We start from the raw sequence: 13,495 nt of genomic DNA, 5'->3' as shown, positions 1-13,495 counted from the left end.
CCCGATTTTATTCGAGGGTGTCCCGGGCCGCGGCCACGCAGTCGGCCAGCACCTGGGCGTTGCCGACCTGGTTGGCCAGCAGCAGGATCAGGCGCGCGTTGAGCAGTTCGGACTGCTCGCGCGAGAGGCCCTGGTGGGCGTCCAGCAGGCGCTCGTAGAAGCCGTCGGCGTCCTGGAAATTCGGGGCGGTGTTCATGCGGATCTCCAAAAGGTTTCAACGCAGGCCGAGCGAGCGCTCAAAGGCGGCGACCAGGCGACCGTCGATGCGCTCGCCAGTGGCCGCCAGGTAGCCGTCCGGCCGGACCAGGGCCCAGCCGGGGCCGCCGAGCTGGCAGGCGGCGCGCAGGTGGCCTTCGGGGTCGCGCACGTGTTCGACCGCCTGGGCGCGCTCGCGGCCGGCCGGCACCTGCACGGCGCGCAGCGGCGCGCCACTGGTCAGGGTTTTCAGGCGCTGCAGGTCGGCGCGGGCCAGTGGCCCGAAGGCCAACAGCAACAGGTCACCGCCCGTCCAGTTCAGCAGTTCGTTGACGCAACCCGCCGATCCGTTGGCCCAGCGCAGCGCGACGTTCTGCACCGACTGCCCGGCCGCACCGCCCTCGGTGTAGCTGCAGGCGCGCGAGCGGCTGTAGGGGTTGGCGACCGCCATGCGGCCGGTGTTCATCAGCGTGCGGGCGAACGGGTGGGTTTTAGCCAGGCCGATGGCCGCCCTGCGGAACAGCCGCTCCACGCCGTCGGCCGGGCGCAGGAAGCGCGCCGTGCGGTTGGTCACCATCACGTTCTGCTGCGCCGCTTCCAGCCGCTCGTCGCCATAGCTCTCCAGCAGGGCGGGGTGGGCTCGGCCGCGGTGCACCGCGGCCAGCTTCCAGGCCAGGTTGTCGGCGTCGGCCACGCCGGTGTTGCCGCCGCGCGCGCCGAACGGACTGACCACCTTGGCCGAATCGCCCATGAAGAACACGCGGCCCTCGCGCATGCGGTGCACGCACTCGCTGCGGTAGGCGTAGGGCCCGACCCAGACGATCTGGACCTCGGTGTCGGGTCCGAACTGGCGCGCCAGGCGTTCGCGCACCACCTCCTCGCGGCTCACATGGGCCGGGTCGCTGTCGGGCGCCATCTGGTAGTCGATGCGCCACACGTCGTCGGCCATCAGGTGCTGCCAGACCGCGCGGTTCTCGTTGAACGGCGCCTCGACCCAGGTGTGGCGCTCGGTGGGCGGCCGCTTGGTGAAGCGCACGTCGGCGATGCACCAGCGGTCGTCGCCACGCTTGCTGGTGAACGGCACGTTCAGCCACTGGCGCAGCGGGCTGTGCGAGCCGGTGGCGTCGATCACATGATCGGCTTCGATGGTGTACCTGCCGGCGGGTGTTTCGATGGTGAGCGTGGCGAAGGCGCCGTTCTGTTCGAAGGCGACCAGCCGGTTCTGCCAGCGCAGCTCGACGTGGCCGAGTTCGGCGATGCGTTCGACCAGAAAGCCCTCGATGTAGAACTGCTGGATGTTGATGAAGGGCGGCTGCTGCGAGAGGTTGTACGCACCCTGTTGCCGCAGGTCGAAGCTGTAGACCTCGTCGTGGCCGGCGAAGGTGCGGCCGACGCTCCACTGGATGCCTTTGGCGGCGATGCGGTCGTAGATGCCGAGGCGCTGGAAGATTTCGAGCGATTTCTGTGTGTAGCAGATGCCGCGGGAGGAGGCGCCTTTGACGCCGACGGTGTTGTCTTCGTCGAGCAGGATGGCGGGGACGCCCAGGTTCGCCAGGGAGCACGCAAGCGTGAGGCCGGTGATGCCGCCGCCGACGATGACGATGGGGTGTTGCCTTGTTTGTGTTTCGCCGAGTTCGGGTGGGGGGACGAAGGGGTACTCGGGCAGTTGGTAGCCGCTGCCCTGGGTGAATTCGTAGTTGTTGGTGTGGGCGGCTTGCTTGTAGCTGTTGTCGTTCATCGGCTGTCTCCGTGTGCTCTGACGGTTGTTCTCATCTACCTCGCGGGCTCGGAAGCGACGGGTGCACTGTTCCGCTCATGTCCCCCGGCCCGGCTGCGCCGGGCCTCCTCCTTTACTTCGCTGCACAGTACACCCATCACTTCCGGCCTGAGGCATTGCAGGTGCTCGACTGTTGGCGTGCCAACGAGTGTGGTGAGGGCTGGGGTGACCGGCGCAGCGAAGTAAAGGAGGAGCCAGCGGCGAAGCCGCTGGCGGGGGACATGAGCGGAGCCGGTCACCCCAGCCCTCGCCACACGGAACCACGCCAACGCCAGCACCGACCAAGCGGAACTCAAGCGGGAGGCACAAACTCCGGGCGATCGTTCGTCTGCGGCTTCAAAGGCGCCGAAGACTGACCCGAAGCCCGCTCCTTGCGCCACTGCTCCTTGCGCGCATTCCACTCCGCCAGCCGCGCATGCGCCGTCTTGCTCTCCTGCAGCATCTCGAACTCGTCCGCCAACTGCGCCGTCAGCTCCAGCCGGATGCCGTTCGGATCGAAGAAATAAATGCTCTTGAAGATGTGGTGATCGGTGACGCCCAGCACCTCGATCCCGTGCGCCTGCAGGCGGGCCTTGGTGTTCTCCAGTTCCTGCACCGTGTTCACCCGGAAGCTGATGTGGTTCACCCACTTCGGCGTGTTCGGCGACGGCTCGGCCGCCACGTCGTCCCCCAGGTCGAAGAAGGCGATGAACGAGCCGTCCTGTAGGCGGAAGAAGAAGTGCGTGTACGGGCAGTACTCGCCCGTGCTGGGCACGTAGTCGCTCTGGATGATGTGGTACAGCGGCAGGCCCAGGATGTCTTCGTAGAAGTGCCGCGTCTCTTCGGCATCGCGCGCCCGGTAGGCGTAGTGGTGCAGCTGCTGGACCGCGGCGGGTGGGGGCAGGTTGGCGTTCATGCTGTCTCCTGATGTGTGATGTGGTTCCGCAATGTTGAATGCGTTTAACAAAACGAAATCTTATCGGCCATCCGACACCGGGTCAGTGTGAGGGTTTTCCTGAGGGGTGTCGACCAAGTTGAGAGTGGTTATCAACTGCACCCCCTGTATAGCTTCGAACAATCCGTCACATAGCCTGCGGCAATTTGACGGGCCGTGGGCGACGGCGTACGGTCCGCCTGTCGCAGACCTCCCCGCCGCGGGGCGGGCGGACTGGGCGCTTCATCAACCCACGAGACAAGGAGATACCCATGGCCGCATTGAAAGGCTCGAAAACCGAGCAGTGCCTGAAGGACGCCTTCGCCGGCGAATCCCAGGCCAACCGCCGCTACCTGTACTTCGCAAACAAGGCCGACGTGGAAGGCCAGAACGATGTGGCGGCCCTGTTCCGATCCACGGCCGAAGGCGAGACCGGCCACGCCCACGGCCACCTGGAGTTCCTGGAGCAGTCGGGCGACCCGGCCACCGGCCTGCCGATCGGCAGCACCCGCCAGAACCTGGCCTCCGCCGTCGCGGGCGAAACCCACGAGTACACCGACATGTACCCGGGCATGGCCAAGACCGCGCGCGAAGAAGGTTTTGACGAAATCGCCGACTGGTTCGAAACCCTGGCCAAGGCCGAGCGCTCGCACGCCAACCGCTATCAGAAAGCCCTCAACGAGCTGGTGGATTGATTGACCCACCCCCGCCGCGCTGCGCGCGACCCCCTCAAGGGGGCAACGCTGGCGGCCCGGCGGAGCCGGTTCCGCGGCGTTCTGGAACTTCGCTCCGGACGCCGTTTTTGAAAGTGTTCAGCGTGTGCCGAGCGCTTTCAAAAACCCACGAGCCAACCCGCACAGACGAGGACAAGAGACATGGCCACCGAAGGCAACCTGCAGGCGCCGACGCGCCATCCACTGGACTGGAAGAACCCCGACTTCTACGACGAAGAGAAGTGCTTCCACGAGCTGGAGCGCATCTTCGACATCTGCCACGGCTGCCGCCGTTGCGTGAGCCTGTGCGGATCGTTCCCGACCCTGTTCGATCTGGTGGACGAGGGCCCGAGCGGCGAGGTCGACGGCGTGCAAAAGGCCGACTACTGGAAGGTGGTGGACCAGTGCTACATGTGCGACCTCTGCTACATGACCAAGTGCCCGTACACGCCGCCGCACGAGTGGAACCTGGACTTCCCGCACACCATGCTGCGGGCCAAGGCGATCAAGTTCAAGAAGGGTGAGGTCAAGACCAGCGAGAAGCTGCTGGCCTCCACCGACGTGCACGGCCAGTTCGCCGGCATTCCCATCGTGGTCCAGACGGTGAACGCGGTGAACCGGACGAAGTTCGCCCGCGGCGTGATGGAAAACGTGATGGGCGTGGACAAGAACGCCTGGCTGCCAGAGCTCGCGACCCAACGCTTCCGCTGGGCCGCGCCCGACGCCAAGGCCGCCAAGGTGGTCGACGGCGAGAAGACACCGGGCAAGGTGGCGATCTTCTCCACCTGCTACATCAACTACAACGAGCCCGGCATCGGCCTGGACCTGCTCAAGATCCTCGACCACAACGACATCCCGTACACCATCGTCGAGAAGGAAAAGTGCTGCGGCATGCCCAAGCTGGAGCTGGGCGACCTGGACTCGGTGCGGGCCAGCAAGGAGGCCAACATCCCGGTGCTGGCGAAGTACGCGCGCGACGGGTTTGCCATCCTCGCCGCCGTGCCCAGCTGCGCACTCATGTTCAAGCAGGAGATCCCGCTCATGTTCCCCGACGACGCCGACACCCAGCTGGTGAAGGAACACATGTGGGACCCGTTCGAGTACCTGATGGCGCGCAAGCGCGACGGCCTGCTGAAAACCGAGTTCCCCCAGAAGCTGGGCAATATCAGCTACCAGATTCCCTGCCATGGCCGGGTGCAGAACATCGGCAAGAAGACCGAAGAGATGCTCAAGATGATCCCGGACACCACGGTCAACACCATCGAGAGATGCTCGGGCCACGCCGGCACCTTCGGCGTCAAGAAAGGCACGCACCAGCAGGCCATGAAGATCGGCAAGCCGGTGTTCAAGGCCATGGCCACCATGAAGGATGGCGGCAAGCCCGACTACATCAGCTCCGACTGCCCGCTGGGCGGCCACCACATCGCGCAGGGTTTTGAAGTGAACGGTCACGGGGCGCCCGAGCTGCAACACCCGCTGTCGCTCGTGGCCCGCGCCTATGGTCTGAAGTGAGGACGACACCATGCAACTGACCGGACACATCACCGCCGACAACCTGATGAGCCTGGAGGCCTACAGCAAGTGGCGCAAGCTCCACAAGCCCGAGGTCATCGCGCACCGCAAGCTGCGCAGCGTGCAGCTGGGCGAGCACCTGAACCTGCAGTTCGAGAGCGAGACCACGATCCGCTACCAGATCCAGGAGATGCTGCGCATCGAGAAGATCTTCGAGGAAGAGGGCATCCAGCAGGAGATCGAGGCCTACGCGCCCCTGGTGCCCGACGGCACGAACTGGAAGGCGACGATGATGATCGAGTACATCGACATCAACGAGCGCAAGAGAGAGCTGGCGCGCCTGATCGGCGTGGAAGACCGCATGTTCGTCGAGGTCGAGGGCTACGACCGCGTCTACGCCATCGCCGACGAAGACCTGGACCGCGAGAACGAACAGAAGACCAGCGCGGTGCACTTCGTGCGCTTCGAGTTCACGCCCGCCATGCGCGCCGCCATCAAGGCCGGTGCGGCCGTCAAGCTCGGCTGCGACCACACGCACTACCCGGCGCACGTGCAGATTCCGCTGGAGACGCTGGCGAGCCTGGCGGGGGATCTGAAGTAGGCGTCAGGCCGGGCGCCAGCGCAACCAGTCCGGATCACGCTCCGCCGTCAGCGCCAGCACCGCACCGCTGACGGGGTGGGTCACCAACAGCACGCTCGCATGCAGCCACAGGCGCTGCATCCCCAGATACCCGGCCACCGCCCGGTTCAGCGGCCCCTTGCCGTGCGTCGCGTCGCCGATGATCGGGTGGGCGATGTGTTTCATGTGGCGCCGCAGCTGGTGGCGGCGGCCGGTGAGCGGTTGCAGCTCGACCAGGGCGCAGCGTGTGGCCTGGAAGCCGCCTTGCGAGATCGGCAACTCGCAGCGCTCCAGCGTCGCAAACCGCGTCTGCGCATCCTGCACCTCTTCGCGTTCGGTCCGCATGTCGTCGGGCATGCGCTTGAGCGGATGGTCAATCAGGCCGGCGTCGGTGGGCCAGCCGCGCACGATGGCGTGGTAGGTTTTCTGCAGGCCCTGGCCCGATTCAAAGGAGCGGCCAAGCTGGCTTGCGGTGCCTGCGTCCAGCGCGAACAGCAGCACGCCGCTGGTGCCCTTGTCGAGCCGGTGCACCGGCCAGACCGGCTGGCCGATCTGGTCGCGCAGCAGCTGCACCGCAAAGCGCGTCTCGCCCGCGTCCAGCCCGGTGCGGTGCACCAGGAGGCCCGGGGGTTTGTCGATGGCGATCAGGTGGTCGTCGCGGTGCAGGATGCGCAGCATGGGCCGATTGTCCGGCGACTGAATGCTTCGGATGCCACGGGTACACTCGCTTTTTCCTGTTTTCTTCCCCCTGAAACACCATGCTCCGACGCGTCCCGACCCTCGCTGCGCTTGCTGTTTCGCTGCTGCTGGCCGCCTGTGGCAAGCAGGGGGTGGAGCTGGGAGAGGGCGGCTCCGTCGTCAAGGGTTCGGCCGGCCCGGACGGCGCCAGCAACGCCGCCACCGAGCTCAGGACCTGCGGGGCGCCGGTGGCGGTGGTGGCGCTGATGGAAAACCCCAATGGGTATGTCGGCATCGGCCGGGGTGGTCTGCCCGATTCGCCGCTGCCGCTGGTGCGGGTGCTCATGCAGCAGAGTGGGTGCTTCCGCATCGTTGACCGCCACTCGGGCCTGAACGCGACTGTCAAGGAACAGGACCTCAAGGAGTCCGGCGTGCTGCGCCAGGACGACACCACGGTCAAGAAGGGCCGCGGCATCGTCGCGCAGTACACCCTGGTGCCCAGCCTGACCTTCTCCGAACAGGACGCGGGCCGTCAGATCGGCGGCATCCTGGCGCAGATTCCGGGGTTGAACGTGATCGCCGGCGCGGCCGAAAACGTCAAGCTCAAGGAAGCCCAGGTCGTGCTGCTGCTGACCGACAACGAGACCACCGAGCAGCTCTCGGCCGCCACCGGCGCCGCGCGCAGCACCGATCTGGGCATTGGCGGTCTGGTCATCGGCAAGGCCGGTGGCGCGGGCGGCCTGGGCTGGAGCAACACCAACGAGGCCAAGGTGATCGCAGCGGCCTTCCTGGACGCACACAACCACCTGGTCGACGAGGTGCAGCGTCTGGTCGAGAAGGCGCTGCCCGAACCCGTGCCCACCAAGAAGAAGTCCGGCTGAGCCACCATGCTGTTTGTCATTTCCCCCGCCAAGGCGCTCGACTACGAGACGCCGGCCCACGTCAAGACCTTCACGCAGCCGCTGTTCGTGGAACAGGCGAGCGAGCTGATCGCCGTGCTGCGCGAGAAGTCGCCGCAGCAGGTGGCCGAGCTGATGGACCTGTCGGACCAGCTCGCGGGACTGAACGCGGCGCGCTACCAGGCCTGGTCGCCCAAATTCACTGCCAAGAACTCCAAGCAGGCCGTGCTGGCCTTCGACGGCGACGTTTACGGCGGGCTGGATGCGAAAACGCTGAACGAAGACGAGCTGGACTGGCTGCAGCAGCACCTGTGCATCCTGAGCGGCCTGTACGGCGTGCTGCGCCCGCTGGACCGCATGCAGCCCTACCGGCTGGAAATGGGCACGCGGCTCAAGACCGACCAGGGCTCCAACCTTTACCGCTTCTGGGGCAGCCAGATTGCCGAGTACCTGAACCGCCGCGCCCGCGCCGACAAGAGCCCGGTGGTGGTCAACCTCGCGAGCGAGGAGTACTTCAAGGCGGTGGACCTCAAGGTGCTGCAACCCCGCGTGGTGAACTGCGTGTTCGAAGAGAAGAAGGGCGCGAACCACAAGATCGTGAGCTTCTTCGCCAAGCGCGCGCGCGGCCTGATGGTGCGCTATGCGCTGCAGCACCGGGCGTCCACACCCGAACAGCTCAAGGGCTTCGATCTGGAGGGCTACCGCTTCGCGGCGGCCGCCAGCGAGCCCGACCGTTTCGTGTTCCGGCGCGACAAGGGCGCCTGACCGCCGAGAGAGGAGACGACCATGACCCAGACCGTCACCCCCGAACTGCGCCAGTGGATCATCGAGCAGTCCACGGCGGGCTGCATGCCCGAAGCGGTGCTCGAGGCCATGGTCAAGGCCGGCTGGCAAGCGGACGTGGCCGAGGCCGCGCTGGAGCAGACCCTGCGCGAGCACCTGCAGAAGCTGGGTGCCGGCCGCAGCGCCGCGCCCGCGCCCGCGCAAGCCCCCTCGTCGCGCGAGATGGCGACGGTACGTGTGCCGGAGATCGCGTTGGCCGGCTCGCCGCGCCAGCTGGACGCGGGCGACCGCATGGTCGAGGTGATCATCTCGGTGACACAGCCGCGGGTGGTGGTGCTCGGCGGTCTGCTCAGCCACGAAGAGTGCGACGGCCTGATCGAGGCCTCCCGGCCGCGGCTGGCGCGCTCGCTCACCGTGCAGACCGCCACCGGCGGCGAGGAACTCAACCCCGACCGCACCAGCAATGGCATGTTCTTCAACCGCGGTGAGAGCGATCTGGTCCGGCGCATCGAGGCGCGCATCGCGCGGCTGGTGAACTGGCCGGTCGAGAACGGCGAAGGCATCCAGGTGCTCAACTACAAGGTGGGTGCGGAATACAAGCCGCACTACGACTACTTCGACCCGGCCGAGCCGGGCACGCCGACCATCCTCAAGCGCGGCGGCCAGCGCGTCGGCACCGTGGTCATGTACCTCAACGAACCGGCGCGCGGCGGCGGCACGACCTTTCCGGACATCGGTCTGGAGGTGGCGCCGGTGCGCGGCAATGCGGTGTTTTTCTCCTACAACCGGCCGCACCCCGGCACCCTGACCCTGCACGGCGGCGCGCCGGTGCTCGAAGGTGAAAAATGGGTGGCGACCAAATGGATGCGCGAACGGGTATTCGAATGACGCCAGACCAATCTCCCCTGGGCAAGACCACCGACTACGTCGACCAGTACGACCCGTCCCTGCTGTTCCCGCTGCCGCGCGAGCCCAAGCGCGCCGAAATCGGCATCACCGGCAGCGTGCCCTTCCTGGGCGCGGACCTCTGGACCGCGTTCGAACTGAGCTGGCTGAACCCGAAGGGCAAGCCGCAGGTGGCCATTGCCCACATCACGATTCCCTGCGAGAGCACCCACATTGTCGAGAGCAAGTCGCTCAAGCTCTACCTCAACAGCTTCAACAACACGCGCATGGGCAGTGCGGACGCGGTGCGCGACCGCATCCGCGACGACATCAGCCGCGCCATCTGGGGTGGCGAGGCGGTCAAGTCCTCGGCCGGTGTGCGGCTGCTGCTGCCCGAGCTGTTCGAATGCGAGCCGGTGAAGGAGCTCGAAGGCGTCTCGATCGACCGCCTCGATGTCGAGTGCGACACCTACCAGCCCGCGCCGCAGCTGCTGACCGCCGCGCTCGACGAGAAACCGGTGGACGAGGTGCTGGTCAGCGACCTGCTGCGCAGCAACTGCCCGGTGACCGGCCAGCCCGACTGGGGCAGCGTGCAGGTCCGCTACAGCGGCCCGCAGATCGACCAGGCCGGACTGCTGCAGTACATCGTGAGCCTGCGCAATCACAATGAATTCCACGAGCAGTGCGTCGAGCGCATCTACATGGACATCATGGCCCGCTGCAAACCGGCCAAGCTGATGGTCTATGCGCGTTACACGCGCCGCGGCGGGCTGGACATCAACCCCTGGCGCAGCAGCCACCCGCAGCTGCCGCCGCCGAACACGCGCACCGCGCGGCAGTGATCACAGCATCTTCTGGATCAGCGCACCCTTGAACAGCACCGGTCCGGTCGGACCGGTTTCGCTGGGCACGCCGCCCTTCGGCTCCAGACTCACCGCCAGCGCGGGCACCTCCCGCACATCGCCTTCACCCGCCGCGAGCTGCAGCAGCTTCTCCTGGCTCAACACACCCAGCGAACGCGGCTTGCTGCCTGGCGGCAGGGCCCAGAGTTGCAGCGACTTGTCGGACGCCTCCTGGTAGCCGCCCACGCGTTGCAGCGTCAGCTTGCGGTTCTTCGGGTCGAAAGTCACCAGCATCGAGGCGCTGGCCTGTTCGTCGTTGAGCACGGCCACGTACTCGATCTGCGGCTGGCTGCTCAGCCTGGCCTGCAGCTCGTCGATCTGCGCCCCCAGCCGGTCGCGCAGGCCCACGGTGGTGACCACCGCCAGCACGGTGGCGACTGCGCCGGCACCGGCCGCACCGCGCCAGAGCGCCAGGCTGCGCCACCAGCCGGTGGGCGTTGGTGGCGCCGGTTCCGCGCGGGCCGCGGCCATGGCCGCCTGCTCGCGTTCGGCCTCGATCAGGTTGTGGATGCGCGTCCACACCACGGGCGAGGGCGTCACCGCGGGCTCCAGCTCGGTCATGCTGGCCACGCGGCTTTGCCACACCAGTGCGGCCGCGCGCACCGGGGCGCGCTCGCGCGCCAGGGTCTCAAAGCGGCGCCGCGCGCCGCCGCGCAGGGTGCCGACGGCGTACGCCGCCGCGAGGCGGTCCAGCAGCTCGGGGTGTCGGTGGATGTCCATGGCGTTCCTCAGGCGAACCGCGCCATGCAGATGCGCAGCTGGTCCAGCCCGCGCCGGATCCAGGTCTTGACGGTGCCCAGCGGCAGCTTCAGCTGTTCGGCCAGCTCGCCGTGGCTGAGGTCGCGCAGGTAGGCCAGGCTGACCACCTCACGCTGCTTGTTCTCCAGCCGCGTCAGGCACTGGTGCAGTGCCCAGGCCTGCTGGCTGGCCAGGCTGGTGTGCAGCGGGTCGGGGGTGTCGCCTTCGAGCCGGTCGGCCATGCCGTCGTCGTCGATGTCGTCGCTCAGGTGCTCGCGCTCGGCCTTGCGCCGGCGCAGCAGGTCCAGCGCGCGGCTGCGCACGATCAGGCCCATCCAGGCCATGGGCGGGCTCAGCGAGGCGCGGTAGTCGGGCGCGCTGCGCCAGATCTGCAGAAAGGTTTCTTGCAGCGCGTCCTCGGCCCACTCGTGGCGCTCCAGCACCCGCAGCGCCAGGCCGTAGAGCTTGCCGCTGGTGAGGTCGTAGAGCGACTTGAGCGCGGCCTCCTCGCGCTGCGCCACGCGGTCGAGCAGCGCCATCAGGGTCTGGTCGGTGTCCATCATGTGGTGCGCGGACCTCAGTAGGTGCTGCCGGAGTCGAACTGGACCCGGCGCGGCTTGCGCGGCTGCACCAGGGTGGGCACGTTCACCGTGGTGACCGGCTGCACCTGCAGCGCGACGCTGGCCTGGTCAACCAGCTGGTCCGGGTGCCAGATCCGCAGCTGCATCGCGCCCTCGGGCACCTGGGGCAGGGTGGCGGTGCCGTCGGCCGAGGTCTTGGCAGCCCAGGGTGTGGGCGCCACGTAGACGAAGCCGCGCATGGAGCCGTGCAGGTGGCAGCCGAGCTGGATCGGACCGGCCTTCTCCATCGTCACCTCGCTGCTGGGCGGGGTCTGGCCTTGCGCGCGGCCCGCCAGGCGGAATTCGAAGGCGGTGGTGCCCGTGGCCAGCAGGCTGGGCGTGCCGCCCTTGACGTGGTGGTCCCAGCGGTCGAGGTTGGAAAAGCGGATCTTCGAGCCGACCGGCACCAGGCTGAGCACCGGGTCGAACTGCATCTTCTCCTGCGTCACCGTCTGGCTGACCGGCTGTGCCGCCGGCACCGGCTGGCCGCCGGCCGGCTCGAGAACGACCACCGCATCGGGCAAGGGCTTGCCGTCCCGGGCGAGCACGGTGACCTGCACGGTGGCGGCCTGTGCCGCAGAAAGGCCTGCGAGCAGGCAGGTGGCCAGAACGGGGGCGAGCCGCATGGGATCTCCTTGTTTATCGGACGTTGATCACGTCGCGGTGCATGGGGGCCAGCAGCGCGAGCAGCTGATTCTGCCGGGCAAACGGGATCCCGCGGGCGTCCATGCTCATTTGCAACACCTCGACCAGCGCGTTGAAGTCGGCGCGCGTCACGTCCATGTTGCTGTGGGCTTCTTTCATGTTCGGGCCGTTGTAGACGCAGGGGCCACCCGAAAGCTGGCAGATCTGGTCGGTCAACTGCTTGGCGAGGTTGGCTCCGTTGGCCTCCTTGAAGGCCTCGGCCAGCCGCGGGTCGGCCTTGAGGCGGTTGACGAAGTCGTTCATCAGGGTGCGCAGGCCGGTCTGGCCGCCCAGGGCGTCGAACAGGCCGGGGGCCGGTGCCACCGGGTAGGCCGATGCGGCAGAGGGCGCCAGGGGCTTGTCCATGGATTGGGCGCCGGCCGGCGCGCCGATCAGGGTCAGCAGCGACAGGGCGGAGAGGGTGATGAGCTGTTTCATGGTGGTGTGGGGCATGGGGTGGTTGGTCAGAACGCGAACTGGGCCGAGAGGTAGGTACCGGTCTGCTTCTTGTTCTTGGTGGTGGCGGGGACGACGGTGCCCAGGTCCACATAGGCCAGGGTGAGCGAGACGTTCTTGCTCGGCGCCCAGGCGATGAAGATGTCCTTCCAGTCGCCGGCGCGCAGGCCATCGCCGAGGCCAGCCGCGGCGCCGGCCTTGTTCAGCTTGTCGGGCATGGCGCGGACTTCGAAACCGACCGCCAGGTTCTTGCGCAGCAGGTAGGCGACCGAGAGTTCCGGCATCAGTTCATAGCCGTTGTCGGCGCCGCCGAGCGTGGCGCCGTGGCCCAGCAGTCCACCCTGGTTGGCCTTGGTGGCGCGCAGCGTGCCGTTGACCAGCAGGCCCTGGGCCAGGAACAGCTTGGTGGCGCTGACGTAGACGTCGGTGCCCGAGCGCTTGGCGCCCAGTGCGGACAGCGTGGCGTCCAGCCCGGTGGAGCCCAGGCGCTTGGCCAGCACGCCGACCGCGATCTGCGGCATCAACGAGTCGCTGTCGAGGATGGCGTCGCCCGCCACGCGGAACTTGGCGCCGACGATGTCCTGCTTGAGCTTCAGGCCGGGCAGGCCGAGCAGGGTGCCGGTGATGCCGGTGTCGAAGTCCTGACGCGCCACAGACAGCTCCACCCGGTCGTTGATGCCGACCGCGGCGCCGAAGGCGTTGAGCTTGTAGTCCTGCGTGCGCGCGTGGCTGAGGTGGGTCGAGAAGCCGGTCTCGCCAGCGGTCGCCTGGCTGCCGATCACGGCCCAGGGCGAGAGGCCACCGCCGGCCGCGCCGTCGATGGTGCTGACGCCGCCGGTCAGCAGCAGCTTGCCGGTGTCGGCGCGGGCAGGGGCATGGGCCAGGAGGGCTGCGGCGACGCCCAGTGCGAGCAGGTGGCGGGCCGGATGCCGGTGCTGTGGGGAGTGGAAGGTGTGGGGCATGGTGGTTGGGTGTGGTGGGTAAGGGTACCGGTCGCTGAACAGACCCGGCATTCCCTTTACGCGGCCACCGGGCCAACGGATTCAGACGCGACATGCCCACAAAAAAAATGTGGTCTTCTGAATCCGTTGCGGGAGTGGCCCGCGTATCCGGTCCGTCGG

General features: G+C 67.5%; 16 protein-coding genes. 7 read left to right on the top strand and 9 right to left on the bottom strand.

The features are described from left to right. Window positions 1-7: 7 nt before the first annotated feature. The 3 genes from RCO38_RS10900 to RCO38_RS10890 all read right to left on the bottom strand — a co-directional run bounded on the left by RCO38_RS10900 (window position 8) and on the right by RCO38_RS10890 (window position 2,867). Window positions 8-196: a DUF2783 domain-containing protein gene (locus RCO38_RS10900; RefSeq protein WP_066255740.1), complete on the bottom strand. Its 189-nt coding sequence runs from the start codon at window positions 194-196 to the stop codon at window positions 8-10. Between the two features lie 18 nt (window positions 197-214). Continuing rightward, window positions 215-1,933 carry an FAD-dependent monooxygenase gene (locus tag RCO38_RS10895; protein WP_308328338.1) on the bottom strand — a complete coding sequence of 573 codons (1,719 nt, stop codon included), beginning with the start codon at window positions 1,931-1,933 and terminating at the stop codon, window positions 215-217. Between the two features lie 331 nt (window positions 1,934-2,264). Beyond that, the gene (locus tag RCO38_RS10890; RefSeq protein WP_308328337.1) at window positions 2,265-2,867 is read right to left on the bottom strand and encodes a VOC family protein; all 603 of its coding nucleotides are present in this window, start codon (window positions 2,865-2,867) and stop codon (window positions 2,265-2,267) included. 290 nt (window positions 2,868-3,157) lie between these two features. On the opposite strand from RCO38_RS10890, the gene RCO38_RS10885 reads away from it, so the two are divergent. The 3 genes from RCO38_RS10885 (at window position 3,158) to RCO38_RS10875 (ending at window position 5,711) form a co-directional block, all read left to right on the top strand. Continuing rightward, window positions 3,158-3,580, top strand: coding sequence for a rubrerythrin family protein (locus tag RCO38_RS10885; protein ID WP_066158576.1), 423 nt, complete (start codon window positions 3,158-3,160; stop codon window positions 3,578-3,580). A 180-nt stretch (window positions 3,581-3,760) separates the two neighbouring features. Next, entirely contained in the window at window positions 3,761-5,110 is a 1,350-nt protein-coding gene (locus tag RCO38_RS10880) for a (Fe-S)-binding protein (RefSeq protein ID WP_308328336.1), read from the top strand. Between the two features lie 10 nt (window positions 5,111-5,120). After that, the gene (locus RCO38_RS10875) at window positions 5,121-5,711 is read left to right on the top strand and encodes a DUF3501 family protein (RefSeq protein ID WP_308328335.1); all 591 of its coding nucleotides are present in this window, start codon (window positions 5,121-5,123) and stop codon (window positions 5,709-5,711) included. Between the two features lie 3 nt (window positions 5,712-5,714). On the opposite strand, the gene RCO38_RS10870 is transcribed toward RCO38_RS10875, so the two are convergent. Further along, window positions 5,715-6,407 (bottom strand): pseudouridine synthase, encoded by a 693-nt coding sequence (locus tag RCO38_RS10870; RefSeq protein ID WP_308328334.1) that lies wholly within the window; start codon window positions 6,405-6,407, stop codon window positions 5,715-5,717. An 80-nt stretch (window positions 6,408-6,487) separates the two neighbouring features. On the opposite strand from RCO38_RS10870, the gene RCO38_RS10865 reads away from it, so the two are divergent. From RCO38_RS10865 to queF, 4 genes are read left to right on the top strand one after another with little or no spacing between them, the layout of a single operon-like run. Further along, window positions 6,488-7,288: a CsgG/HfaB family protein gene (locus RCO38_RS10865; RefSeq protein ID WP_308328333.1), complete on the top strand. Its 801-nt coding sequence runs from the start codon at window positions 6,488-6,490 to the stop codon at window positions 7,286-7,288. 6 nt (window positions 7,289-7,294) lie between these two features. After that, window positions 7,295-8,071, top strand: a complete 777-nt coding sequence (yaaA, locus tag RCO38_RS10860; protein WP_308328332.1) for a peroxide stress protein YaaA — start codon at window positions 7,295-7,297, stop codon at window positions 8,069-8,071. A gap of 21 nt (window positions 8,072-8,092) precedes the next feature. After that, window positions 8,093-8,977, top strand: coding sequence for a 2OG-Fe(II) oxygenase (locus RCO38_RS10855; RefSeq protein WP_308328331.1), 885 nt, complete (start codon window positions 8,093-8,095; stop codon window positions 8,975-8,977). After that, a complete protein-coding gene (gene queF, locus RCO38_RS10850) occupies window positions 8,974-9,816 on the top strand; it encodes an NADPH-dependent 7-cyano-7-deazaguanine reductase QueF (RefSeq protein WP_308328330.1) in 843 nt (280 codons plus the stop codon). Before RCO38_RS10855 ends, queF begins: the two co-directional genes overlap by 4 nt. Here the strand turns inward: queF and RCO38_RS10845 are convergent, their stop codons facing one another. Genes RCO38_RS10845 through RCO38_RS10825 form a run of 5 tightly spaced genes read right to left on the bottom strand, consistent with a single transcriptional unit; the run spans window position 9,817 to window position 13,336 of the window. Beyond that, entirely contained in the window at window positions 9,817-10,596 is a 780-nt protein-coding gene (locus RCO38_RS10845; protein WP_308328329.1) for an anti-sigma factor, read from the bottom strand. Window positions 10,597-10,604: 8 nt separating this feature from the next. Then, on the bottom strand, window positions 10,605-11,177 hold the full coding sequence (locus RCO38_RS10840; RefSeq protein WP_308328328.1) for a sigma-70 family RNA polymerase sigma factor: 573 nt from the start codon (window positions 11,175-11,177) through the stop codon (window positions 10,605-10,607). A 14-nt stretch (window positions 11,178-11,191) separates the two neighbouring features. Next, entirely contained in the window at window positions 11,192-11,860 is a 669-nt protein-coding gene (locus RCO38_RS10835; protein ID WP_308328327.1) for a plastocyanin, read from the bottom strand. A 13-nt stretch (window positions 11,861-11,873) separates the two neighbouring features. Beyond that, a complete protein-coding gene (locus RCO38_RS10830; protein ID WP_308328326.1) occupies window positions 11,874-12,371 on the bottom strand; it encodes a group I truncated hemoglobin in 498 nt (165 codons plus the stop codon). Between the two features lie 11 nt (window positions 12,372-12,382). Next, window positions 12,383-13,336, bottom strand: coding sequence for a DUF3034 family protein (locus RCO38_RS10825; RefSeq protein WP_308328325.1), 954 nt, complete (start codon window positions 13,334-13,336; stop codon window positions 12,383-12,385). Between the last annotated feature and the right edge of the window lie 159 nt (window positions 13,337-13,495).

This window comes from Hydrogenophaga pseudoflava (assembly GCF_031020795.1).
Lineage (GTDB): Bacteria > Pseudomonadota > Gammaproteobacteria > Burkholderiales > Burkholderiaceae_C > Hydrogenophaga > Hydrogenophaga pseudoflava_A.
The sequence above is the reverse complement of the archived record's forward strand: the minus strand, read 5'-3'. Positions and strand labels throughout refer to the sequence as shown.

Bases quoted from the DNA above. Each gene is read 5' to 3' on its own strand.
- RCO38_RS10900 (WP_066255740.1), bottom strand. From the start codon at position 196: ATGAACACCGCCCCGAATTTCCAGGACGCCGACGGCTTCTACGAGCGC.
- RCO38_RS10895 (WP_308328338.1), bottom strand. From the start codon at position 1,933: ATGAACGACAACAGCTACAAGCAAGCCGCCCACACCAACAACTACGAA.
- RCO38_RS10890 (WP_308328337.1), bottom strand. From the start codon at position 2,867: ATGAACGCCAACCTGCCCCCACCCGCCGCGGTCCAGCAGCTGCACCAC.
- RCO38_RS10885 (WP_066158576.1), top strand. From the start codon at position 3,158: ATGGCCGCATTGAAAGGCTCGAAAACCGAGCAGTGCCTGAAGGACGCC.
- RCO38_RS10880 (WP_308328336.1), top strand. From the start codon at position 3,761: ATGGCCACCGAAGGCAACCTGCAGGCGCCGACGCGCCATCCACTGGAC.
- RCO38_RS10875 (WP_308328335.1), top strand. From the start codon at position 5,121: ATGCAACTGACCGGACACATCACCGCCGACAACCTGATGAGCCTGGAG.
- RCO38_RS10870 (WP_308328334.1), bottom strand. From the start codon at position 6,407: ATGCTGCGCATCCTGCACCGCGACGACCACCTGATCGCCATCGACAAA.
- RCO38_RS10865 (WP_308328333.1), top strand. From the start codon at position 6,488: ATGCTCCGACGCGTCCCGACCCTCGCTGCGCTTGCTGTTTCGCTGCTG.
- yaaA (WP_308328332.1), top strand. From the start codon at position 7,295: ATGCTGTTTGTCATTTCCCCCGCCAAGGCGCTCGACTACGAGACGCCG.
- RCO38_RS10855 (WP_308328331.1), top strand. From the start codon at position 8,093: ATGACCCAGACCGTCACCCCCGAACTGCGCCAGTGGATCATCGAGCAG.
- queF (WP_308328330.1), top strand. From the start codon at position 8,974: ATGACGCCAGACCAATCTCCCCTGGGCAAGACCACCGACTACGTCGAC.
- RCO38_RS10845 (WP_308328329.1), bottom strand. From the start codon at position 10,596: ATGGACATCCACCGACACCCCGAGCTGCTGGACCGCCTCGCGGCGGCG.
- RCO38_RS10840 (WP_308328328.1), bottom strand. From the start codon at position 11,177: ATGATGGACACCGACCAGACCCTGATGGCGCTGCTCGACCGCGTGGCG.
- RCO38_RS10835 (WP_308328327.1), bottom strand. From the start codon at position 11,860: ATGCGGCTCGCCCCCGTTCTGGCCACCTGCCTGCTCGCAGGCCTTTCT.
- RCO38_RS10830 (WP_308328326.1), bottom strand. From the start codon at position 12,371: ATGCCCCACACCACCATGAAACAGCTCATCACCCTCTCCGCCCTGTCG.
- RCO38_RS10825 (WP_308328325.1), bottom strand. From the start codon at position 13,336: ATGCCCCACACCTTCCACTCCCCACAGCACCGGCATCCGGCCCGCCAC.